This is a genomic window from Laspinema olomoucense D3b, assembly GCF_025370785.1.
In the GTDB taxonomy this organism is placed as follows: domain Bacteria; phylum Cyanobacteriota; class Cyanobacteriia; order Cyanobacteriales; family Laspinemataceae; genus Laspinema; species Laspinema olomoucense.
The window spans coordinates 143,373-165,529 of sequence record NZ_JAMXFA010000003.1 but is presented as its reverse complement, the minus strand read 5'-3'; the positions used below and the strand labels follow the sequence as shown (position 1 = coordinate 165,529).

The 22,157-nt window shown below is 49.3% G+C and carries 20 protein-coding genes; 13 read left to right on the top strand and 7 right to left on the bottom strand.

The window, feature by feature from the left end:
• Window positions 1-436 precede the first annotated feature (436 nt).
• The 3 genes from NG792_RS03050 (at window position 437) to ccmP (ending at window position 1,917) form a co-directional block, all read left to right on the top strand.
• Window positions 437-634, top strand: a complete 198-nt coding sequence (locus NG792_RS03050) for a hypothetical protein (RefSeq protein WP_261201687.1) — start codon at window positions 437-439, stop codon at window positions 632-634.
• 107 nt (window positions 635-741) lie between these two features.
• Window positions 742-1,062 (top strand): helix-turn-helix domain-containing protein, encoded by a 321-nt coding sequence (locus tag NG792_RS03045; protein WP_261234460.1) that lies wholly within the window; start codon window positions 742-744, stop codon window positions 1,060-1,062.
• 213 nt (window positions 1,063-1,275) lie between these two features.
• Window positions 1,276-1,917 (top strand): beta-carboxysome protein CcmP, encoded by a 642-nt coding sequence (ccmP, locus tag NG792_RS03040; protein WP_261204906.1) that lies wholly within the window; start codon window positions 1,276-1,278, stop codon window positions 1,915-1,917.
• A gap of 36 nt (window positions 1,918-1,953) precedes the next feature.
• Here ccmP and NG792_RS03035 read toward each other — a convergent pair whose 3' ends face one another.
• Entirely contained in the window at window positions 1,954-2,292 is a 339-nt protein-coding gene (locus NG792_RS03035; RefSeq protein WP_261234459.1) for a DUF760 domain-containing protein, read from the bottom strand.
• Between the two features lie 435 nt (window positions 2,293-2,727).
• Between NG792_RS03035 and NG792_RS03030 the strand changes: the two genes are divergently transcribed.
• From NG792_RS03030 to NG792_RS03020, 3 genes are all read left to right on the top strand, one after another.
• A complete protein-coding gene (locus tag NG792_RS03030) occupies window positions 2,728-3,801 on the top strand; it encodes a glycosyltransferase family 4 protein (protein ID WP_261234457.1) in 1,074 nt (357 codons plus the stop codon).
• Window positions 3,802-4,026: 225 nt separating this feature from the next.
• Window positions 4,027-6,336 (top strand): amylo-alpha-1,6-glucosidase, encoded by a 2,310-nt coding sequence (locus NG792_RS03025; RefSeq protein ID WP_261234456.1) that lies wholly within the window; start codon window positions 4,027-4,029, stop codon window positions 6,334-6,336.
• 272 nt (window positions 6,337-6,608) lie between these two features.
• Window positions 6,609-6,968 (top strand): phage holin family protein, encoded by a 360-nt coding sequence (locus NG792_RS03020; protein WP_261201681.1) that lies wholly within the window; start codon window positions 6,609-6,611, stop codon window positions 6,966-6,968.
• 36 nt (window positions 6,969-7,004) lie between these two features.
• Here NG792_RS03020 and NG792_RS03015 read toward each other — a convergent pair whose 3' ends face one another.
• On the bottom strand, window positions 7,005-7,397 hold the full coding sequence (locus NG792_RS03015; protein WP_261201680.1) for a metal-sensing transcriptional repressor: 393 nt from the start codon (window positions 7,395-7,397) through the stop codon (window positions 7,005-7,007).
• Between the two features lie 218 nt (window positions 7,398-7,615).
• On the opposite strand from NG792_RS03015, the gene NG792_RS03010 reads away from it, so the two are divergent.
• Both NG792_RS03010 and NG792_RS03005 read left to right on the top strand, forming a co-directional pair.
• Complete coding sequence (locus NG792_RS03010; protein WP_261234455.1) at window positions 7,616-7,738, top strand: hypothetical protein; 123 nt, start codon at window positions 7,616-7,618, stop codon at window positions 7,736-7,738.
• A 256-nt stretch (window positions 7,739-7,994) separates the two neighbouring features.
• Window positions 7,995-8,150, top strand: a complete 156-nt coding sequence (locus NG792_RS03005) for a hypothetical protein (protein WP_261201678.1) — start codon at window positions 7,995-7,997, stop codon at window positions 8,148-8,150.
• Window positions 8,151-8,620: 470 nt separating this feature from the next.
• Here the strand turns inward: NG792_RS03005 and NG792_RS03000 are convergent, their stop codons facing one another.
• Window positions 8,621-8,776 carry a hypothetical protein gene (locus NG792_RS03000; protein WP_261234454.1) on the bottom strand — a complete coding sequence of 52 codons (156 nt, stop codon included), beginning with the start codon at window positions 8,774-8,776 and terminating at the stop codon, window positions 8,621-8,623.
• Between the two features lie 269 nt (window positions 8,777-9,045).
• On the opposite strand from NG792_RS03000, the gene NG792_RS02995 reads away from it, so the two are divergent.
• Window positions 9,046-9,561, top strand: a complete 516-nt coding sequence (locus NG792_RS02995) for a L,D-transpeptidase (RefSeq protein ID WP_261234453.1) — start codon at window positions 9,046-9,048, stop codon at window positions 9,559-9,561.
• A gap of 3 nt (window positions 9,562-9,564) precedes the next feature.
• On the opposite strand, the gene NG792_RS02990 is transcribed toward NG792_RS02995, so the two are convergent.
• The gene (locus NG792_RS02990) at window positions 9,565-9,792 is read right to left on the bottom strand and encodes a hypothetical protein (protein WP_261201675.1); all 228 of its coding nucleotides are present in this window, start codon (window positions 9,790-9,792) and stop codon (window positions 9,565-9,567) included.
• 24 nt (window positions 9,793-9,816) lie between these two features.
• On the opposite strand from NG792_RS02990, the gene NG792_RS02985 reads away from it, so the two are divergent.
• Window positions 9,817-12,246 (top strand): glycoside hydrolase family 31 protein, encoded by a 2,430-nt coding sequence (locus NG792_RS02985; RefSeq protein ID WP_261234452.1) that lies wholly within the window; start codon window positions 9,817-9,819, stop codon window positions 12,244-12,246.
• A gap of 14 nt (window positions 12,247-12,260) precedes the next feature.
• Here NG792_RS02985 and NG792_RS02980 read toward each other — a convergent pair whose 3' ends face one another.
• Both NG792_RS02980 and NG792_RS02975 read right to left on the bottom strand, forming a co-directional pair.
• Complete coding sequence (locus NG792_RS02980; protein WP_261234451.1) at window positions 12,261-12,446, bottom strand: hypothetical protein; 186 nt, start codon at window positions 12,444-12,446, stop codon at window positions 12,261-12,263.
• Window positions 12,447-12,798: 352 nt separating this feature from the next.
• Window positions 12,799-16,980, bottom strand: coding sequence for a PAS domain-containing protein (locus tag NG792_RS02975; RefSeq protein WP_261234450.1), 4,182 nt, complete (start codon window positions 16,978-16,980; stop codon window positions 12,799-12,801).
• A 906-nt stretch (window positions 16,981-17,886) separates the two neighbouring features.
• Between NG792_RS02975 and NG792_RS02970 the strand changes: the two genes are divergently transcribed.
• From NG792_RS02970 to NG792_RS02960, 3 genes are all read left to right on the top strand, one after another.
• A complete protein-coding gene (locus tag NG792_RS02970; RefSeq protein ID WP_261234449.1) occupies window positions 17,887-18,780 on the top strand; it encodes a hypothetical protein in 894 nt (297 codons plus the stop codon).
• A gap of 471 nt (window positions 18,781-19,251) precedes the next feature.
• Window positions 19,252-19,443: an NAD-dependent epimerase/dehydratase family protein gene (locus NG792_RS02965; RefSeq protein ID WP_261201669.1), complete on the top strand. Its 192-nt coding sequence runs from the start codon at window positions 19,252-19,254 to the stop codon at window positions 19,441-19,443.
• A gap of 316 nt (window positions 19,444-19,759) precedes the next feature.
• Window positions 19,760-20,851, top strand: coding sequence for an AI-2E family transporter (locus tag NG792_RS02960; protein WP_261234448.1), 1,092 nt, complete (start codon window positions 19,760-19,762; stop codon window positions 20,849-20,851).
• Between the two features lie 654 nt (window positions 20,852-21,505).
• Here NG792_RS02960 and NG792_RS02955 read toward each other — a convergent pair.
• Window positions 21,506-22,138, bottom strand: coding sequence for a hypothetical protein (locus tag NG792_RS02955; RefSeq protein ID WP_261201667.1), 633 nt, complete (start codon window positions 22,136-22,138; stop codon window positions 21,506-21,508).
• Window positions 22,139-22,157: the final 19 nt, after the last annotated feature.

The following is a 22,157-nucleotide window of genomic DNA, read 5'->3' as shown; positions in this document are numbered from 1 at the left end:
AGCCCGCCTGCGCGGGCTAATCGAGTCTTGTGGGGTGCTTAAGCATCGGATGCAATAGCATTTATTTGTGGAAATACCCTTAGCCTGCGAAGGCAGGCTTCGTTTGTGTAGCCCCACCCTTCAGGGTGTGGGTTTTTATAGCCTGAATTCCGTTTTCTTTCTTAGCCTGCGTTTGGCGCAGCCTGCGCGATAGCGCTTAGGCAGGCTTCGTGCGTGTAGCCCCACCCTTCAGGATGTGGGTTTTTATAGACTAGCCCTGAGAGGCGACCCCAGGCGGTGGCAATTTGCGATTTAGCCCAACAATCCGGAAAAATGCAACGGAAGATACGGTTCCTAATATCACAAAACGTTAAGCTTTAGCCTAAATTTCCCGGGATTTCAAAAGTGTTGACTTAAGATAGATGCAGTGGCATCGGCGATCGCCAGGAGGTGTCGAATGCTGGTTATTGTAATGGAAAATCAAGTGCTTGCTCCCCGGCAAGTCTGTCAAAGCTGTTTACTTGCGGATGCGAGTGGTCAACCCCGGTGGCGGGGGGGACAACTCAGTTGTGGTTATGTCGCGACAAAATGCTCGGAGGCTCAACCGGAACGCTATCAATGCCAGATGGGATTCACGATCGCCAATATTGATTAGGGGATTCTATTGATTCCCTCCCCGATCGCCGGGGTAGGGACTTTCATCCCCGAAGCGGTGGATTATTGCGTGGATCCGGTTGAGTTGAGGATTGCGGATGCTTTATTATGAAGGGTGCAGATCCGCGAGGCAGTTTTTATCGTGACCCCAAGATGAAAGTCAATCAGGATATTCTCACGCGCTATTTACATCGACTGCGCAATCAACCGGAATGGTTAAGTTTGAACGAAGTGGCAGAGTCCCTAGGAATCGATCGCGCGGCGTCTCGGCGCTATACGAAGATGGCGATGGATTGGGGACTGCTAGAACGTCAACAACTGGAAAATCAACCCACCCAAGTTCGCGCCACCGAGAAACTCGTGGCCCTCTCTCCGAGTGAAGTGCGATCGGTAGTCCAGGAAAATACTTCCCCAGAATTTTCCCTCTAAGCGATCGCAATTACAGTATTGAACTATCCACAATGAGTTCCAATTCACCCCTCCCGGGAGGGACAAGGTACTGCCTGGGCTTCCCGTTGTAAGAGTTATGGACCTCTCGGGCTAGTTTTCCCCTGCTCTGTGTGCCAACGGTTCCCGAAAATAAGATACACTCAAAGGTTGCAGCACAGTGGGCTGTTTGCCCGAACACAGGAGACTTAAACCTTGGGGATAGAACTACGAAGTTATGTATTTTTAGACAACTTGCAGTCCCAACACGCCGCCTATATCGGGACTGTGGCCCTGGGGTTCTTACCCCTCCCTGGAGATGCCTCCCTGTGGATTGAAATCTCTCCTGGCATTGAAATCAACCGAATTACCGACATCGCGCTAAAATCGACATCGGTGCGTCCTGGGGTGCAATTTGTAGAAAGATTGTATGGATTACTGGAAATTCATTCCAGTTCGCAAGGGGAAACGAGGGCCGCCGGTGGAGCGATTTTGGAAGCCCTAGGGGTGAAGGAACGCGATCGCCTCAAACCGCGCATTGTGTCGAGTCAAATTATCCGCAACGTTGATCCCCATCAAACTCAACTGATCAACCGCAACCGCCGGGGACAAATGCTCCTAGCGGGTCAAACCTTGTACGTTTTGGAAGTAGAACCCGCTGCCTATGCTGCCTTAGCGGCAAATGAGGCGGAAAAAGCGGCCTTGATTAATATCTTACAAGTTCAAGCAGTGGGCAGTTTTGGTCGCCTCTATCTCGGCGGAGAAGAACGGGATATTTTAGCGGGTTCGGCGGCGGCGGTAGCAGCGATCGAAAATATTGTGGGACGTGAACACCCGATGGAAAAACGAAAGGAATAATCATCGGGATGAAGTTCGCCGCCTGCCCTACCGCCTTTAGGATTCGGATGAGCCAGTCGCGCCAGCTTTGAGGGACTGTTCTAACACTTGTCGCTGTTCGGCATTATGTAAAAAGTAACCACTCATCATTGCCGAAGCTAACATCCGTCCCAGATTTTCCCGACTGGTGGTGATGGTGACACCGAAATGTTCCGGAGGCAAAGCTCCTAACATTCCTCTGAGGTTACGTTCCATGATTTCAGCCGCTGCACTGGAGGGTTGCGACAGTTTAGCGATCGTCTCGGGGTGCAGTTCTTGCATATATTCCCAGAGGCTATTTTCATCTTCTGAGTCGTTTCTAAAGAAGGAATGCCCGCGATTCGATAAATTGTTCATGGTTTTATTTCCCTTGGATAGTCCATCTTTACGGTTTCTATAGTCCTAAGATAGCAAGCTAAACCCCAGAGTTATAGTGAGCAAAACCGAACTCCATTGACGGATTCTGCGACTCCGACTCTGACTATTCCCAAGGGAAGAGAACCGAAGAAATCTCCAACTTCTATCGGTTATTGAAACGAGCCGATCAATGAGGAACGGGAAGAAGCCGGAGGACTTTTCGGAGCTTTTATCATCGATAAGCTAAACCGAATGACTCCGATAAGTCAAGCTTACCGAACTTGTCATCGGGCGGTTTTCCGTACTGATGGGCAATTGACGAATTCATCGCACTTTATTTAAAGTGCTGTTAAAGAATAAGCCACGCTGATTTTAATTTCTTGATCAGCTTTTTTTGAACATTAATTTTTTTTCTTTAAAACAGGAGAGATTTATATGCGGATCGCCCAAGTCGCACCGTTATGGGAACGCGTCCCCCCTCCGGCTTATGGTGGTATAGAATTGGTCGTGGGTTTACTCACCGATGAACTCGTTCGCCGAGGACATGAAGTCACTTTATTTGCCAGCGGCGATTCCCTGACTTTAGCCCAACTAGAATCCGTACATCCAAGAGCCATTCGCACAGATCCGAGTGTCAAGGAGTATGGCATTTATGAAATGCTGCAACTGAGTCAGGTGTACGAAAGAGCCGATGAGTTTGATATTATTCACTCACACATGGGGGCAAGCGCACTCCCCTACGCTAATTTGGTGAAAACCCCGACGGTGCATACGCTACATGGGATTTTCACTCCGGATAATGAAAAGCTCTTTACTTATGCTCGGAATCAACATTATGTGAGCATTTCGCATTCACAAAGAGAGCCTCGATTAGGACTCAATTGTGTGGACACGGTTTATAATGGCATTGATCCGAACATTTATGAGTTTCGATCGCAACCGGAAAATCCCCCCTACCTGGCGTTCTTAGGCCGACTCTCCCCGGAAAAAGGTCCTCATTTGGCGATCGAGATTGCTAAGCGTTCCGGTTGGCAGTTGAAGATGGCGGGGAAAGTGGATCTGGTCGATCGCGAGTTTTTTGAGCGGGAAATTGCCCCCCAGATTGATGGCGAGCAGATCCAATATTTAGGGGAAGCGAACCATGCTCAGAAATGTGAGTTAATGGGAGGCGCAGTAGCAACGTTATTCCCAATTACCTGGCGCGAACCGTTTGGTTTGGTGATGATTGAATCAATGGCAACGGGAACCCCAGTCATTGCAATGGAAATGGGGTCAACCCCTGAAGTGATCGCCCACGGGAAAACGGGCTTTTTGTGCCGAACGGTGGAAGAGTGCATCGCGTCAATTGATAAAGCGGCAGCATTGAACCGTTATGACTGTCGCGATCGCGTGTTGTCCCACTTCAGCGTAGTCCGCATGACGGAAGGTTATGAAGCGGTATATCAGCAAATCCTGGCGGAACGCTTTACCAAAAATGGGAAGGTTTTCAGTCGTCTGAATGTTGCCTAAGTTGTAAAGGGTACAATATCTACCCAAAGATATAAGACAAGCAACAGGGTTTCTGCACTAGAGTGATGGCGAATGACCCCGGATTTTTTCAGAAACCCGGTTTCTAACCCATCCTCGGTCATCCTCAAATAGAAAGCTATAATAAAAAAGGCGGTCGTAAAACATTTGGCTCAGTCTAAATTTCTGCGGCTGCCTTTTTAATGTGTACGCGCAAGTCTGAGGATTATGTCAGATACCGTAGAAATCGAAGGGAAATTATTCGTTCCCGCCGAAGCAGCAGCGATCGCCCAGTGGCCGAGTGTGGTGAGTGAACATCCCCAACCGACCCTCACTCTCAAAGATGACGATCTATTTTTAATTACCGATACCATAGGCAATATCGCGGGTTTGCTGACGGACGAACGTCAAGGCAGCATGGGTTTATTTTGTCACGATACCCGCTTTTTAAGTCGGTTAGAATTGCAAATCGAGGGTCATGCCCCCATTCTGCTCAGTAGTAATGCTCGTAAGGGATTCGCAATGTCTGTATTGTGTGCAAATCCCCGGATTGGCGATCGCATTCGGGCAGAGACGATCGGCATCCAACGAGATATTATCTTAAATGGCGGATTGTTTGAAGAACTCAAGGCAACAAATTATAACACTCAGCCGGTTAAATTTCAACTCACTCTCAGTTTTGGGGCCGATTTTGTAGACTTGTTTGAAATTCGAGGATTTAATCGGGAAGGACGCGGCCAGCTTTTGCGACTGGATCAACCGGAAAATGGCTCGCACAATGGTAATGGTTCAGGGGAATTCGGGGAGAGTCCTGAACTCATGAAAGAAGAGGACATCCCCGGGCGATCGCGGACTTCCTCGGGGATGAACTCGCCCCAGGAACTAATGTTAGCCTACAAAGGACTTGACGGGTCGGTGATGGAATCCCGCATCACTTTTGTCCAGCGCCAACCGGATTATCTGGACGGATATACTGCCGTTTGGAACTTAGAGTTAGACTCTCACGAAACTCAAGTCTTCGGGTATCGCCTGCAACTACTCACCGATACCCGGCCTACAACTGCCGGAAATACCCCAGGAAGCCTGATGCAGGCGAAAGCATCAATTTTGATGGAGGAGCAAGAATGGCGGAATTCCGCGACGCGGATTCGCACGAATAATAAAGCCATCAATGAGGCGATCGAGCAAGCCGAACAAGATATATATTTGCTCAGGCAAAGTTGGGGGAAAGGGAAAGCGCTATCGGCAGGAATTCCCTGGTTTTCTACCTTGTTTGGACGAGACTCGATTATTGCTGCATCTCAAACCCTGATTTTAGACCCGGAAATCGCGCGATCGACCCTGGAAATTTTGGCGGAATATCAAGGTAAAACCTGGGATGAGTGGCGGGATGAACAACCGGGCAAGATTTTGCATGAAATCCGCTTAGGGGAAATGGCGCGATGTAATGAAGTTCCCCATACACCCTATTACGGAACTGTCGATGCAACACCGCTGTGGTTGATGCTGTATGCGGAATATTATGCTTGGACTCACGATCGCGATACCCTTGATCGCCTCTGGTCCAATGCGATCGCGGCTATGGACTGGATTGACCGCGAAATGGAAGCAACCGGCTATCTCACTTATGCCTGTAAATCCAATCGCGGTTTGGCGAACCAAGGCTGGAAAGACTCCAGTGATTGCATCGTCGATCGCGATGGCAAATTAGCCAACCCCCCGATCGCCTTATGTGAAGTGCAAGGCTATGTGTATGCCGCCAAACAGCGTCTTAGCGAACTCGCCCGCTTGAAAAAACGCCTGGATTTGGCCGAACGCTGGGAAGAAGAAGCCCGCAACCTGAAAACCCGATTCAACCGGGATTTTTGGGTCTCAGACCTGGATTTTTGCGCCTTAGCCTTGGATGGAGAAGGCAAACCGATCGATGGCATTTCCTCCAATCCCGGCCACTGTTTGAACTTGGGCATTTTTACCCCAGAAAAGGCCCAAAGTGTGGCGGAACGACTCCTTGCACCGGATCTGTTTAGTGGGTGGGGAATTCGCACCCTTAGTCGCTTATCTCCGGCGTATAATCCTATGGGATATCATACCGGGTCGGTGTGGCCTCATGATAATGCCTTGATTGCTTTGGGATTGCGATCGCAAGGGTACATTGATCAAGCCCTGGAAGTGACCGACAGTATCCTCGATATGACGATCACCCAGCCCTATCAACGGCCTCCCGAACTGTTCTGCGGGTACGATCGCAGTGAGGGGAATGAACCCGTCCAGTATCCCGTCGCCTGTTCTCCCCAAGCTTGGGCCAGTGGCAGTATTTTCCAGTTTATTCATACAATGGCGAATCTAGTGCCTGATGCGCCGGGAAATTATCTGCGAATTATTGACCCGGCCCTACCGGAGGCGATCGAAAGTCTCTGCATCCAGAATCTGCGCGTCGGTTCCACCCTCCTGGATTTAGAATTTGAGCGGTCCGGAACCACCACCGCCTGCCGAGTCACCAAAAAACGTGGCAACTTACGGGTGGTGATTGAAGCCTAATAAACCTCCGGATGTAGACGGAGTATAAAAGCAGTCTACATCCGGCTGACCCCCAGACCATTGATCCGGGGGAGCATCTGGGGACCGACTACACCAAGGGAACAAGATGATCCCACGGATTTAGGGATTTTCCAGTTCCTAGTCCCGGCGGAATAATCACCTTTTGGCAGAGGTAGATTTATATCTTAATGCAGAGGTGAAAGCACAGGAGCAAGAGATAGGGTAAGAGAGTGACAAGTTTACTTTCATCTCTTTACAAGGAAAATATAACAATGCAACTCGTAGATATTTTGATTGCTTGGTTAGTCACCTTTAGTAGCTTACTGTTGATTTCTCAATTGCCCTTGGGGATTCAGATTGATAGTCCCCCAAAAGCGCTGATGGCGGCGGCTGCCTTGGGTGGATTAAATGTGCTAATTTTACCCCTGCTCAAAGCCGTATTTTTCATCCCCAACGTGCTGACTTTGGGCTTATTGTCTGGGTTATTCGCGTTTGTGATGAACGTGGTGATCTTTGCGATCGCGGCCCGTGTGGTTCCCGGCTTTCGGTTGGAGAAAGGGATCACGACTGCTATTTTCGGGGCGCTGGCTTTAGCGTTAGTGAGTAGCTCGATTGAAACGATTTTACTGTAAATTTGACGGGAAAGCGACACTAACGCTCGGTGGGGGCTAGGGCAGAAAGCGATCGAGGGCCGCCTTGAGTTCTTCGATTTCGTCTTCGATATGGCCCTCTTTTGCTGCCCGGGCGAGGCATTCGGTGAGGTGTTCGTCTAGGACAATTCGGGCGACGCGATCGAGTGCACCCCGAACGGCAGCCACTTGTAAGAGAACTTCTGGACAGGGACGGCTTTCTTGAACCATAGTTTTAATGCCCCGGATATGGCCTTCAATGCGAGAGAGGCGATTCACGAGGCGACGCAAGGATTCTTCGCTGTGAACGTGAACATGGGAGTGGCTGTCGGAGTCATGATCGTGACTGGGGTGGGTGTGGAACCCGCCGGAATCGTGATCGTGAGCTGGGTCCGGCCCGGGATGAGCAGTGGAGGGGTCAGATAGAACCATGAGGGATTGGGGAAAGGCGGCAGTAACACTCAGTATTTTATCCTAGTTGGGGTGCGATCGCCACTTTTTCAACTGTCCACTGTTTTAACGGTGTTGGGAGGATTGAAACCGTTGCACCGGGAAGATCAAAAAACCACTTCAAAGAGTGCCACAAGCGATCGTCAGTAGTTTCGCGGATAGCTCATAGTTGATTCATCGAACTAAACAACGCATCTATCATGGAAATTATTACCTACTTCTTCCAAAAATCTACTGAGTCCAATTCCGTTCCTTTGGAAACCTCACCGCCGCCTCAGCCTACGGTAGAAAGTGAACTCGTACTCTTGATGCGGGTTGCCTAAACTCCTGGAACCTGTGACTGCGATCGCCCATAATGGGCGAAAGTATCACCCCCTTCTACCCCATATCATCACCGGCTACTTAAATAAAAAAGGGGACAATCTAACTGTTGAGCTGAACTCCTATCCGGTTTCCCATTTTCAGGTTGTTATCAATTATTCTCTGGTCATAAATGGTCTAGGGTGATGTAAGCTAGAACTAGGATGGTTAGAACTCGACAACTCTGCCAACCCCTATCCAGAAAAAGAGGATCAAGTCATGGAAAATGACACTCCAACGACGACAACATCTCGACCCCTGTCGAAGTTAATCAAAGAATTGGCCGAACAGTTCCTGCGGGCACTGAGCTACTCCAGCCACATCCGCGCCAGTTTTCGGAAACATCGCCTCCAGGTAGCAAACTGGACCCTTTAAACTTTAAACTCTCTTACCTGGGCAGTCCCAGGGCGTTAATTCTTTGGATTTACTGATATTTAACTCTTTCCAGCTTGAAAAAGCCCCCCTTGATGGGGGCTTTTGTTTGGGTTTCTAGAAACGAGTGGGAGCATCTTGCTCTTTATAGCCTTTCTTTTGTTGGTGAAGTACATCAATGATCCCCCTAAATCCCCCTTAATAAGGGGGACTTGGACGGTCCCCCCTTATTAAGAGGGGCTAGGGGGGCTCGCATAAACGTACCTCATGAATAGGAAAATTGCTATATTACAGTACAGTGGCAAGATGCTCCCACGGATGATTAATGTTAGGGTCAGAAGGATTTAGACTGGCGATCGCGCCGCACTGTAGGGATAATTAATAATATTACTCCTCCAATCTACAAAGGGAGATGGGTCAGTCTGGTTTTGATGTATCGCAAGCTGCTACTGTGGTGGGCGAGAGCAGGGGGATTACTGGTCGAGTAAACCGGCGGATTTCCAGGCTAAGTACACCACTAAAGCCCGCCCGACGTCCTGGGCTGCTTTTTCTAATTCGGTTTGGGGAGGAGAAATTTGAGGGGGATTGAGAGATTGGGGTTGTGCGTTCATAATCGTGGTTTTGTCCATCGGGTTTCTAGTCTGATTATCCGGACTATTTTTGAGTTTAAGCAGAGAGATTCAGACAGTTGTTGAAGTGTCCCGGGAGAAATTGAACCAGTTGGGTAACTGTCTTCTCCCTGTTGGGGTATTTGTTTGGCGATCGCTACCACAAAACATCCACTCACAATAGTGGAACAGTGATATCCGTAGGCGGAACAGTGGCCTCAGTAAACTGCAATTACTACTCAAAGTTAGGGATTGCTATGTTCCTCCGTCACATTTCTGTCTTAGGTGCTTTGATACTAGCTTTAGGTAATGCCCCCGCTCACGCTACTCTTAATGAGCTGGCCAATTCCCCTAGAGTTCCTGAACCACAGAGGATAGATCCGCACGAAATTGTCTATCGGACTCCTACGGCGACTCAGACTCATCTCATCTTATCTTTGACCGATCGCCGGGTGTATGTGTATCACAATCGGGTCTTGCAGTCTTCTTATCCCGTTGCTGTGGGTAAACCCGGTTCTGAAACGCCTCTCGGGACATTTCAAGTTTTTCAAATGGTCAAAGATCCCGTCTGGGAAAGTCCATTTACTGGGGAAGTGATTCCCGCAGGAGTGCCTCAAAATCCGTTAGGACCGAGATGGATCGCCTTTTGGACCGACGGTAATAATGCCATCGGCTTTCATGGGACGGACTCTCCTGAGTCGATCGGAGGGGCAGAATCCTGGGGATGCGCCCGAATGTTGGATGCCGATGCGATCGCCTTATATGAGCAAGTGCAAATTGGCACAACAGTGACGGTAATTCCTTAATGGTTAGAACATCACTGCCGAATCAGCAAAAATAGCCTCTGCCTCCCCTTCTGAACGGGAGATAGGGGCTATTTTTTGAGGTCTGTCCCGGAGAGAAAGGGGGCGATTACTCAGGGGGTCGCCTTGCCACTTCGCTGCAAAATCCTTCTGAGGGTTGATCGCGATCGCCCTTTCACTTGCCAAGATAGAACCATCCACGGGGCGATCGCTTGTTGCTCCCTGTGTAAGCAAGCCCTGGTCACTACTGGCAAATTTATGACACTGTTCAAACAACTTTATCTCAAATTCCGATATTATATCATTGGTCTGTTCTACTTTAAATATACCATTCCCGCTATCCTCTACTCCTGGGAACGCGATCGCGTAGAACGGGAAGAACCCAAGCTGGGTACTGTCGAACCTTTTGATAGTCCTGGAAAATTGCTGAATGCCGAATCAACTGGAAGGGGTGCAACCTTCTATTTTGAACAAGTTGAACTGCACATTTCTTTCTTAACCCGGGATTTAGTGCGAGTGGATTGGAAACCGGGACTCGAACCGATTCCTTATGCGATCGCCCGTCAGGATTGGCCCGAAGTGGAAACCACTTTGGCGGAAACCCGCGACGGATGGACCCTCGACAGTGGCGAGTTACAGATGGTAGTCGCCTGGGATGGAGCGCTACAATGGCGCGATCACGCAGGCACTCTCTTCCGCCAAGAACGACCCCCGCAACGCAAACCGGAAGGGTGGATTCATCGCGCCCCCCTGGAACAGGAAGAACGCATTTATGGGTTAGGAGAACGTGCCTCCTCCCTGAATTTGCGCCAAGCTCAAGATAAAGAGGGCAACCCCAAAACCTTTCGGATCTGGAACTTTGATGCTGCCGGAAAATATACCCCCGGTTCTGACCCGATGTATATTTCCATTCCCCTCTATATGGGCTTGCACAACAAAGGCAGTTACCTCATTTTCTACGAAAACTCTTATGAGGGTCATTTTACCTTTGCCGATGTAGCTACCGCTGATTTTGATGGCGGTCCTCTGCGTTACTACGTGACCTCGGGTCCACCCGCGCAGTTATTGGAACGTTATACAGAACTAACCGGCCTCTCCCCCTTACCCCCGCGTTGGGCGCTGGGATATCATCAATCCCGGTGGGGATATCGCACGGAAAAAGTTATACAGGATGTCGTGGATGAATTTCAAGCGCGGGATCTGCCCTTGAGCGCCATCCACCTCGATATTGATTGTCAGGTAGGGTTTCGCGCCTTCACCATTGACCCCCAGCGCTTTCCCAATCTCCCTAAATTTACCGAAGACTTGCTGGACAAGGGGGTGCGATTTATTGCCATTCTTAATCCGGGAATTAAGTATAGCCGGAAAAGTAATCTGTTTCTGGAAGGTCAGACACTTGGGCTCTTTTGTACCCGGTCCGATGGGACGTTAGTCTCGGCCCCGGTTTGGCCCGGTTGGTCCGTCTTTCCCGATTTTACAAGCTCCAAGGTGCGCCACTGGTGGAGTCGCCAGTATCGCTATTTACTGGATGCGGGAGTCACCGGATTTTGGCATGATATGAATGAACCGGCCTGTTTTGTGGCCTGGGGCGATGGCACTTTACCCCCGCGATCGACTAAGCATTTTATGGAAGGTCGGGGGGGAGATCATCGGGAAGCTCACAATCTGTATGGATTGCTGCAAGCTCAGGCCGGATATGACAGTTTGTGCAATCATCACCCCGATCGCCGTCCGTTTATCGTGTCGCGGTCGGGTTGGGCAGGACTGCAACGGTATGCCTGGACTTGGACGGGGGATATCGAATCCAGTTGGGGTGCACTCCATCAAACCATCGCTACAGTAGTCGGGTTAGGCTTGTCCGGAATTCCCTACAGTGGTCCGGATATTGGCGGATTCCAGGGAAATCCCTCCCCAGAGTTATACTTGCGCTGGTTCCAAATGGCAACCTTTTTACCCTTTTACCGCACCCATTCCTCCAATAATGTAGAAGCGCGTCCGCCTTGGGTATATGGAGAACCGACCTTTAGTATAGTCAAAGCGTTTTTAGAGTTGCGCTATCGGTTGATGCCTTATTTTTATACTTTGGCCCAGGAAACGAGTCAGAAGGGATATCCTCTAGTGCGTCCGCTGTTTTGGGCTGACCCCCAGGACTCGCACCTCTGGGACATTGAGGATGGCTTTTTACTCGGGGATGCGCTGCTAGTTTGGGCAGTGGCCGAGAAGGGAATGCGATCGCGCTCAGTGCGATTACCCCAGGGAACTTGGTATGATTTCTGGCAAGAACGGCAGTTCCAGGGCGGGCGATCGGTAACGGTGGAAACTCCCCTAGAACAAATTCCGGTGTTTGTGAAAGCGGGGAGCATTCTGCCGATGGAGGAGGGAAATTGTCTGACGCTCCACCTCTATCCCCCAGTGCAAGGGTCTGGAGAAGGCTGGATCTACAGCGATGCGGGAGATGGCTATGACTCAGGGCGAAGCGATCGCTTTTATATGGTCCGAGATGAGCAAGGACTAGAAGTGAGATGGGAGGAAGAAGGAAGCTATCCGTTCCCCTATACTCAAGTGCAAGTTCATGTCCACGGATTCCAGCCCCAGCAAGCCTGGATAGACGATCGCGAGGTGGAAATTCAGGGGAGGCTGATTCAGGGGCAACGATTTAGCCGGTTGTATGTGCGAGAAGCAGCCTGACTGCTTGAATCGGGTTAGTTAGCAGAAAAGTGGCGATCGCCTCGGGGAAGCAACCGGGCGATCGTTTTCTTTTGAAATTGAACAGAAAAGTCTGGTTCACCAGAAGAAATAATATCGTCAAAATTGGCCACTTCCGGCTGAATTTGGATACTCACTCCACCGATCCGAAAATATTCATAATCATCTTTCTGCATAATCATAATTAGCTATTTTAATTGCATCCACCGGGTAATCATCTTCGTCACTGTAGGCATTATTCAGGTGATGGCTAGATAGAAAAAACCAGGTTTCTTGTCCTGCTATTTGTTCGGGGACGAGGGTAACGATTAGTTTAGTATTGGGTTCAATCAGGTAGGATTCATCGAGTTGAATAGACTGTCCCTCAAAATGCGCGGATAAGGAAATAATTTTCCGGGATGAGATTAAGTTTTAGAGGCTCACTTTCAGTGTACTCTATCCTAAAATGTATTGCCCGGGTATGTCTCGTCCTCTAAGCAGGCCCTGCGGAGTGAGAGCATCTTGCTCGCTATTTTTATGACAAATCATTTAGGATTATTCTACCTGTACCGATCGCGGAAGCAACCGGGCGATCGCTTGGGCTAATTCTAAGGGTTCGACAGGCTTGGGAATGTGAGCATCAAATCCGGCGGAGAGAATCGCTTGGCGATCGCTCTCTCCGGCGTAGGCGGTGACGGCGATGGCGGGAAGGGTTCCCCCTTCCTGGGGTGAGCGCGATCGCAGGGTGCGGATTAAGCCGTAGCCATCGAGTTCGGGCATTCCAATGTCGCTGATCAAAATATCCGGTTGCCAGTCCCTAATCATAGAAATTGCCATCTCTGCTGACTCGACTGCCTGTACCCTTGCACCTTCCATTTCCAGGAGAAAAACTAAAAACTCCCGAGTATCAAGTATATCATCGACCACCAGTATTTTTATACCCTGTAAATTCGGCAACTCCGGGGCGCTGGACTCCGGGGGAGAGGGTTCCCGAGACTCCCGTAACAAGGGCAGATTCACGGTAAAGGTCGCCCCCTGTCCCGGTCCGGGACTGTCCGCCCAAATTCTGCCGCCATGTAATTCGACTAAGTGACGGGCGATCGCCAGTCCTAACCCTAGGCCGCCAAAGGTGCGCGTGGTGGTACTATCCGCTTGTCGGAAGCTTTCAAAGACATGAGGTAAAAAATCCGGGTCAATTCCTGCTCCCGTATCTTGTACCTGAATCTGCACGTAGTCTGCCACTTGAGTGAGATATACAGTGACTCGTCCTCCCGCCGGGGTAAACTTGACGGCGTTGGACAGGAGATTCCAGACAGCTTGCTGCAAACGGTTAGAATCTCCTAAAACTTGTCCCACTTCGGGATTAAACTCGGTGTAAACTTGTATAAATTTGGCCTGAGCTGCTAGACGGACGGTTTCGATCGCCGAGTCAATCACTTCCGCGAGTTTCACTGGCTTTTCGGTGAGAATCAGCTTACCGCGCAGAATCCGAGAAACATCGAGCAAGTCTTCGATCAGTTCGGTTTGTAATTTGGCATTTCGTTCGATGCTGTTCAAGGCTTGGAGGGTTTTGTCCGGGGAAAGTGTACCTTTTTTGAGGAGTTGCGTCCAGCCGAGAATGGGGTTGAGGGGCGATCGCAGCTCATGGGATAAGATGGCCAAAAATTCATCTTTAATCCGGTTGGCAACTTCCGCTTGCGATCGCGCTTCTCGTTCCATTTCCAGCAGGTGTAATCGTTCTTGTTCCTGCAATTTGCGATCAGTGATGTTACTAAAAGAAATCGCGACGCCATCTTCTAATTTGACTGCCATATTCCGGAACCACCCGCGAATCCCATCGGCTTTGTATTCCAGTTCGATGTCATGGGGAATCCCGGTTTCTACCACCTGGACATACCGATGAAATAGCTCACTATTAGTTTTGTTTCCCGGTAGGCGATCACTGAGACGGTGACCCACTAATTCATCCAGGGAATACCCCAACAGTTCGGCAGCTTTGGGGTTAGCATAATCCCACTGAAAATCAATAATTTCTCCTGTGGAATCGCGGATGGCTTGCAAAATGGTGAAGGCGTCCAAAGAGAGTTCTTGGGCGACGCGAAACCGCTGTTCGCTCTCCCGCAGCGCTTCTTCGGCTAACTTGCGATCGGTCACATCCATGTTAACGCCAATCACCCGGACCGGCTTTCCCCTTTCATCCTGAAATGCTCTAGCTTTGGCGACGATCCACCGCATCTGACCATCGGGCCACTGAATGCGAAATTCGCTATTAAAATCGACTCCATCCTGGGTACAACACCGCGCTTGATGTTCTACTCTGGCCCGATCACCGGGATGAATCTGCTCTAGTAAGGCTTGTAATGTCCCATCAAAGTTAACCGGCAATAGTCCATAAATAGCGTGCATTTCTTCGCTGAAAATAATTTTCCGGGTTTCTAAATCCCAATCACATATCCCTATTTTGCCGATGTTTTGGGCTAAGGTTAACCATTTTTGGTTACTCTCTAAGGTTTCCTCGGCCCGTTTGCGATCGCTAATATCAACTGTAATTCCATCAAACCGGATCGGTTGTCCCGTTTCTGTATAAAACGCTCGTCCCATTGCTCTAATCCAGCGGATGTTGCCCGTGGGCTCAACGGTGCGATAGTCGATTTGATAAGGGGTAGCCTCGGCGATCGCCCGACTAATTGCTTCTTGAGTGCGATCGCGGTCCTCCGGATGCAAGCACTCAAAAAATATAGCGATGGTGACTTCAGTCTCTGGAGGCAGTCCAAAATGTTCTTTGCACTTTTGATTCCACACCAGTTTATCAAAGGGAAGGTCGCAATACCATAAGCCCAACTCCGACGAGTCCAAGACTAAATCCAGGCGTTCCCGTCCAATCTGGACCGCTTCCTCCATCCGCTTCTGATTGGTGATATCTACACAAGCGCCGGTCAAATACAGGGGAGTACCCCCCTCATCGGTGAAGGTCTTTCCTTTATCAAAAATCCACCGAATGCTACCATCGGAACCGAGTATTCGGAACTCCATCTCGAAGTCCTCACTCGCCTGACCACACTTTTCTACCTCACTTTTGAGGGCTTCTCGGTCTTCCGGGTGGATCAAGGAGACAAACTCCTGTAACGTCGTCAGTACATAGCCTTCTGATAGGCAAAACAGCCGATTCATTGTCTCATCCCACTCAACGGAATCCGTTTGGATATTCCAGCGATAGGTTCCCGTTTCTGAGGCCGATAGCGCCGCCTGTAAACGCTCTTGGCGATCGCGCAGTTCCCGTTCCACCTGTTTTTGACGGCTGATATCCAAGGTGATTCCCGCCCAGCAGATCGTCTCTCCTTGGTCATTTTTGACAGGAACACCTCGGGATAAGACGGGATACCAGTTGCCATCTACACCCCGAACCTGATGCTCTCTATCCCAGATATTCTCAGTTCGGACACAGGTTTCCCATAAAGAGAGGGTCTGCTCTCGGTCCTCGGGATGCAGCGCCTGGGTCCATCCCCATCCCGCACATTCGGCTACAGTAAGTCCGATGAGCTTCTGAAAGGATTCGCTCACATAAATCATCCGACCCTCGCGATCGCAGATCCAGATTCCATACTTCAGGGTTTCCCCGATCGCTTCGTACAGGCGTTCACTGTGCTTTAACGCTTCTTCCGACTGCTTGCGATCGCTGATATCCCGCAAATAAATAAATAACCCCTGATTAGAAGGATAAGCCCGAATCTCTAACTGTATTTTTAAGGGTTCATATAGCACTTCCAAATGAACTGCCACCTGTTCCTGCATCGCCCGTCGATATTCCCGTTCCACTTCCGTTCCCAGGGACCAAGGCCACACTTCCCAATGGGTTTTACCAATTAATTCTCCCGGCAGTTTCTGATTAATTCGATCCGTTTTTCCGGTAATTTCAATAATTCGCCATTCCCGATCTAAGGCAATAAAAGCATCGGTCATGCTTTCTAACATTTCGATCGCCTGATCTAACTCGGTGATCTCGATCCGTTTCCCTACAACCCTTTCTGAGGGTCGGTACTCGGCATCTGTCTCCGTCAGGGTCAAGACCCGATACAGTAACGTCCCTTCTGCATCTTTAATGGAATTGACCTCAGTAATTCCTCTAATTTGCCTGCCCTCTTTCCCGAACTGTAGGGAGTCAAATCTATGAAAACCCCCGGCATCTGCTAAACAGATGGTGTTAATAAGTTGGTCGTGACACTCTCGGGAAAATAAGTCGAAAATTGAAGTGCCAATCAGTTCTTCCACCTCGTACCCCAGGATTTTCACCCAGGTGGAATTCACCTGTTCTAAGCGGTCCGTTGTTGCCGAGGCGATCGCCACCCCAGATCCGCCCCTTTCTCCCCCTTGCGCCCCTCTTTCCTCACCGTCGTGGGAGGTGCGAAGTTTGGGGGAGTCGGTGATATCCTGATAATAAATGACGAGCCCAGTTTCTGAGGGAATTGCTTTAACTTTGATCCCGCGATTCAGGTTGGGGTAAAACTGTTCAATTTCTACGGAAACTCTTTGGGCGATCGCCCGCTGAAATTCCCGTTTCCACGACGAGGCGATCGCCCACGGAAAACTCTCCCACAGAATTGTCCCGATCAATTGCTCTTGACTCCTTCCCACAATTTCTGCACCCCGTTGATTGATGTATGTGATACACCATTGCCGATCGCAGGCGGCCAAACCATCAGTTATGCCCTCAAGAATCGTGAGAAATTGGTCTTGCATAGTCTTTCACGGGAAGGTACAGGTTATGATGAGTCCAATTCTTGTAATAACTTTAATCAGCTTTTCATATCCCTGACCCCTCTCCATCTCAATTCCGGGGTGAACCCAACTCGCCTTGCTCATCACTGTTACATTGTCCTCTAGCATCCGGGTTAAAGTCCCCGTGAGGTAGCATCCGCTCCTGGATGACGGAAGGAAAACAGTAGATTTTATCAGTGAATAATACTATAGCACTCAGAAAATGTCAACCGTAAAAACCCGGAACGGGATCATTAGACTCTACTCTATCGTCAATGCAGATTTCTGCGTCCCCAGCCAATTGACTCCTAAGACGGCGGAATTGATCACCGCACATCGCCTTCTTGCTCTAACCTTTGGGGGGTCTCTGGTTCCGGAGCCAATTGCTCGGAAGTCTGATTATAAACTGCATGAAATACAGCCCCTAGAATAAAAAGCAGAAATATCGAGGCAATGGCGAAAAAAACATTTAAAATCGAGTGACTAGGGCGGTTATGTTTCATAAAAATTAGCGGGTGAATCAACAGCAAAGTCCAGAGTACAAGCCCAAACCGAATCCCCCCTCCCAGTTGAGCTGGCCATTCGGAATACTCGCCCTAAAGATTTATTTTCTCTCACGTTTAGAATAACGGGTAAACCGCAGTTTTTGGCTCTATCGCCGGGAAGAATTCAGTTAAAAACTCACTCAATTCCCAGGGAATTATTTACCCGAAATTCCACCGTCTACGGGCATTTCTTTCTTTAGGCAGAGGTGAGACCATCTCCCTTTCTTTTAAAGTAGAAAACTGGAGTACCTATGACCGCCGAAAGCCCCCAACCGGGGAAAAACGGTCTCCCAAGCCTTCACTCCGTTGCTTTCACCCAAAGGGCAGGCGGAAAAAGCTAATCGTGGCTCACTCAAACTACCCTGGGCGAACCTCCGCCCTCACCACCCTCACAGAAGGAGAAACCCGCTTGATCATGTTCAATTTACAGAGTCGCGATCGCCTACCCCATTGCCGCACCATCCGGCGCACCCCCCTCACCCTGGGGTTGATAGTCATGTTCCTCGGTGCTTGTCAAGCGGACAGTCCCCTGAACACTCAGACAGAACAGCCTGAGCCTGTTGCCTCATCCGAGGCCATAGAACGCACAGAACAACTGCTGGGAAAGATGATCACAATCCGCGCTGAACCCGTCGCCCAAATCAGTCCCCACAGCTTCACAATCCAGGATGACTGGGTATTCGGCAGCGAAACGATTTTAGCGATTAATGCCTCGGGAGTCCCGGTAATTGTCCCCCTCGACCCTCAAACTCCACTGCAAATTACGGGGACGGTGGTCCGGTTTATCCCTGTGGACATCGAACGGGCGTATGGAATTCAACTTGAGCCAACCTTGTATGCCGAGTATGAAGGCCAACCCGCGATTATCGCTCAGTCGATCGCCATCTCACCGGAAGCGGCTGAAGTAAGCAACAATCCGACGCGCTACTATAATCATCGGGTGGCAGTCCCCGGGGAAGTGGCGGCAAGCATAGCTACGGATTCGTTTACCTTGGATGTATCCGGTGCGATGGGAGGGAACAATTTGCTGGCGATCGCCCCGAACTCGCCCCCCTGGCAACCGAGTCAAAGTGTTATGGCAACGGGGGTTTCACGTCCTTTCGTTCCCTCGGAAATTGGGCCAGAGCGTCCTTTGACTGGGGATAGGAATATTACAGAGCAGTTGGCAGCAGAATACATAGACCAACCCGTTTTAATAGTCGATCATATATATCATTTTCCGGCGATCGCCCGGTAACAGGTGACCCATCGAAGGCGGGTTTATAGAGGGTTGATACCAAATCCGGTTGTTAAAAGTCGGTTTTCGCTTTTAGCCCGCGCTTCTCGGGCTACCCTTCGGGAAGCCGCTAGCGCGTCTACCTCCGTATAGCCCCAGGCTGGACGCTGCGGGTTTTTACAGACCTTTGACAACCGGATTCCGTATGAGAACAAAGAGGGTTAAGTTGACTCTCTCTGTTCCTTTGGGAAGATGAATTGCACCGGACTGAAACACTCCTGCCACAGGTGCGATCGGCCCTAGCGCTAAAGAATAACTCCCCCAAGCCCGAGACTTGAGTGCAGCAACAAATGTAGTTAAACAACTCTGTCTCAAGGGGGATGACTCCCCAGGGAGATTCCAGGCACAATAATCTTTTTATAAGAGTAAATCCCTGAGTTTTCTCTTATTCCATTTATCATTTTTATTGGATTAATTGCGGAGAAACCTCATTTGAATAAACATATTTTAATTACAGGGGGAGCGGGATTTATTGGCTCTCATTTACCCGATGAACCGATCCCGTGCAGCTATCCCGTTCGCGCCTTAGATAACCTTTCCCCCCAAATTCACGGACTCAATGCCAGCCGCCCAGACTATTTGCATCCGGAGGGAGGCCGAGCTAGTGGTGGGGGATATCCGTGACTTAGACACCGTGCGCCAAGCCCTCTAAGGCATTAATGCGGTCTATCACTTCGCGGCGATGGTGGGAGTGGGGCCAAGTATGTATGAACTTATCAAATATACTCACACCAATAACCTGGGCACTGCTGTACTCCTAGAAGCCCTGATCGAGCAACCTGTGTAACGGCTAATTGTCGCCTCCACCATGAGCATTTATGGTGAAGGGCTGTCCAGTCCCCGGATGGAACTATCTGATAAGACATCACCGGCAGCCCTGACCCATTAAAAGCCCAGGAGCAGGGGAACTTCTCAAATTGATAATAAAAGAGGTGGAAAATTGACTTTTGGTAACTTGATTGGAGCAATCGCTTTTATTGTCTCCTTAATTATTCTCTGGGAAATTAAGACAGTATTACTGCTGCTTTTTGCCGCCATCGCCTTTGCTACAGTGCTTAACCGCATGGTGCGTCGATTACAGCGATCGGGTCTCAAGCGGGGGGTAGCCATTGCCCTGACAATTGGCCTCCTTTTCGCTATCATTGGTTTATTCTTTATCTTGATTTTCCCCACGGTGGTTGCTCAATTTAAAGAATTACTAGAACTGCTTCCCCAAACTTTGGCCCAGTTACGAGAGTGGTATCGATGGCTTCAAAATATTATTCCGGACCAGTTCATTAAGGACATCCAAAATCGTGAGTTCTTAGCTGAACGAATTCCCAATATCAGTTTAAGTTGGTTCGGCGGGTTTTTTAATATTTTCTCCAACTCGTTAGATTTTGTACTAAACCTGCTCCTCGTCCTCGTGCTAATCATCATGTTATTAGCCAATCCAGCCCTCTATCGCCAGAGTTTTATGCTGATATTCCCCGCTTTTTATCGCCGCCGAGTCGATGAAATTCTCCAGGGATGCGAAAAAAATATCGTGGGTTGGGCAATTGGACGAATTTTTAACATGGTTTTTATTGCGATCGTCAGTGGAATAGGCTTATGGGTAATAGGCGTCCCCTTAGCATTAGTCAACGCCATTATTTCCGCTTTACTGAGCTACATTCCCAATCTGGGTCCAATTCTCGGTTCCATTCCACCCATCGCCCTAGCATTCATAGATTCCCCGGTGAAAGGGGTGATAGTCATTGCATTTTACCTGGCGATTGAGCAGCTAGAAGGGCTAGTTTTAACCCCAATGATCATGGAAAATGAAATTTCTTTACCCCCGGCGGTTACGTTAACCTCTATGCTGATTTTTTCTCAGTTTTTTGGTCTTCTCGGTTTATTTCTGGCCCTTCCCATCGTGGCGGTGTTACAAGTTTGGTTGAAGGAACTATTAGTTAAAGATGTAATGAATGATTGGACCTTACAAGGAGCTTATTCCCCTAAAGTACCAGACACCTTACCTGGGGAACCCCTAATAAAGGATTCTGAACCCTAAGTTTAAGGAGGTGGGCTAATAGACCTCTTGCAAAAAAAGGATTCATCGCCCCAACCCCCTTGGGAAGGCCAATCGGCTTGAGAGAATTTTGCAAGCGGTCTAATATACCGGGGAGCATCTCCTGAAAGGCCCGAAGACCTGAGATCACCGCCCTCCCCTGATTCTTGGGGAGGGCGGTGATCTGTTCGTTCTTGAGATGCTCCCATCTACCAAGTCGTTTCTATGAAGGAGAAAAGTCTTCAAAGAATGGAAATAAAGGAATAAAAATTTAATCCTGACCGGCAATCCCGGGAGGGAAAATTAATCGATGAAAATTGCATTGTTTTATCACTCCCTAGGTTCAGACTGGCATCATGGAAAGGCACATTTGTTACGGGGAATCGTCCGGGAGCTAATTCCATCATGGAGTTGAGGAATTATTAGCGATTTATAGGAAACTGGAATCGCCTAGGGAAATATAGTCATTCTCAATGAGTTGTAACCGCTCTTGTTCCCTCGGCACGAGGTCAGCAGGATTTAGACTTGCTATATTTCAATTAAAGAGACAAGAAACCGGATTTTAGGAGCTTTTTTGGGGGTGGATTGCTATAGACTTTGTAAAAAAATCCGGTTTCTCACCTGGACCGACGCCAACTGTAGTCTAAATCTCACGAATCAACGCTGGTCAAGAAGCAGGGTTTGATTGAGGCGGCCTGTACCACTTGTTTCATGCCTGACCATATTGCGATCGCCGGTTAACTCCACATAAATGTTAGAATTAGCGGGCGTATAATTCCCGGTGATTTCAATTTCATTTGTGCCGGGATTGAGATAAGACGAGAGGTTGATCGCCGTATAGTTGCCGCGAATGGTTTCCACCACTTTCCCATCAATCACAATCTCGGCATTGATGTAAGTGCCGCGATCGCCCCAAACTTCCAGGGCTAATGGGTCGGAATCCACAGTAATCCCGGTGGTTTCTTGGGTTTGAGACAGGGTACTTCGGCGGGACTGCCGGGAATACGCCGACTGAGATAACAGAACGGGGCGATCAATCGGAAAAATAATCCACCCAAATCGCGATCGGTCTAAGTGAGTCTGTTGCCCTAGGCGACTGCGGACGGATTCAATACTCAATCCGCCCTCGGATTCTACTCGAATTCCGCGATCATCGACCTCAATTGACATCTGGGACTGGGCCTGAGTCGCACCCACCATCAAGGCGGCTAAGGATGTGAACAAGGCAACCCATTTCACACCGTGGGGCGGTTTGATTAAATACCCCACAAATTTTATGGTTCTATACATTATTTTGGTCCTAACTACA

Excerpts from the sequence above, each read along its gene's own strand:
- NG792_RS03050 (WP_261201687.1), top strand. The coding sequence starts at position 437 with ATGCTGGTTATTGTAATGGAAAATCAAGTGCTTGCTCCCCGGCAAGTC.
- NG792_RS03045 (WP_261234460.1), top strand. The coding sequence starts at position 742 with ATGAAGGGTGCAGATCCGCGAGGCAGTTTTTATCGTGACCCCAAGATG.
- NG792_RS03035 (WP_261234459.1), bottom strand. The coding sequence starts at position 2,292 with ATGAACAATTTATCGAATCGCGGGCATTCCTTCTTTAGAAACGACTCA.
- NG792_RS03030 (WP_261234457.1), top strand. The coding sequence starts at position 2,728 with ATGCGGATCGCCCAAGTCGCACCGTTATGGGAACGCGTCCCCCCTCCG.
- NG792_RS03025 (WP_261234456.1), top strand. The coding sequence starts at position 4,027 with ATGTCAGATACCGTAGAAATCGAAGGGAAATTATTCGTTCCCGCCGAA.
- NG792_RS03020 (WP_261201681.1), top strand. The coding sequence starts at position 6,609 with ATGCAACTCGTAGATATTTTGATTGCTTGGTTAGTCACCTTTAGTAGC.
- NG792_RS03015 (WP_261201680.1), bottom strand. The coding sequence starts at position 7,397 with ATGGTTCTATCTGACCCCTCCACTGCTCATCCCGGGCCGGACCCAGCT.
- NG792_RS03010 (WP_261234455.1), top strand. The coding sequence starts at position 7,616 with ATGGAAATTATTACCTACTTCTTCCAAAAATCTACTGAGTCCAATTCC.
- NG792_RS03005 (WP_261201678.1), top strand. The coding sequence starts at position 7,995 with ATGGAAAATGACACTCCAACGACGACAACATCTCGACCCCTGTCGAAG.
- NG792_RS03000 (WP_261234454.1), bottom strand. The coding sequence starts at position 8,776 with ATGGACAAAACCACGATTATGAACGCACAACCCCAATCTCTCAATCCC.
- NG792_RS02985 (WP_261234452.1), top strand. The coding sequence starts at position 9,817 with ATGACACTGTTCAAACAACTTTATCTCAAATTCCGATATTATATCATT.
- NG792_RS02980 (WP_261234451.1), bottom strand. The coding sequence starts at position 12,446 with ATGATTATGCAGAAAGATGATTATGAATATTTTCGGATCGGTGGAGTG.
- NG792_RS02975 (WP_261234450.1), bottom strand. The coding sequence starts at position 16,980 with ATGCAAGACCAATTTCTCACGATTCTTGAGGGCATAACTGATGGTTTG.
- NG792_RS02955 (WP_261201667.1), bottom strand. The coding sequence starts at position 22,138 with ATGTATAGAACCATAAAATTTGTGGGGTATTTAATCAAACCGCCCCAC.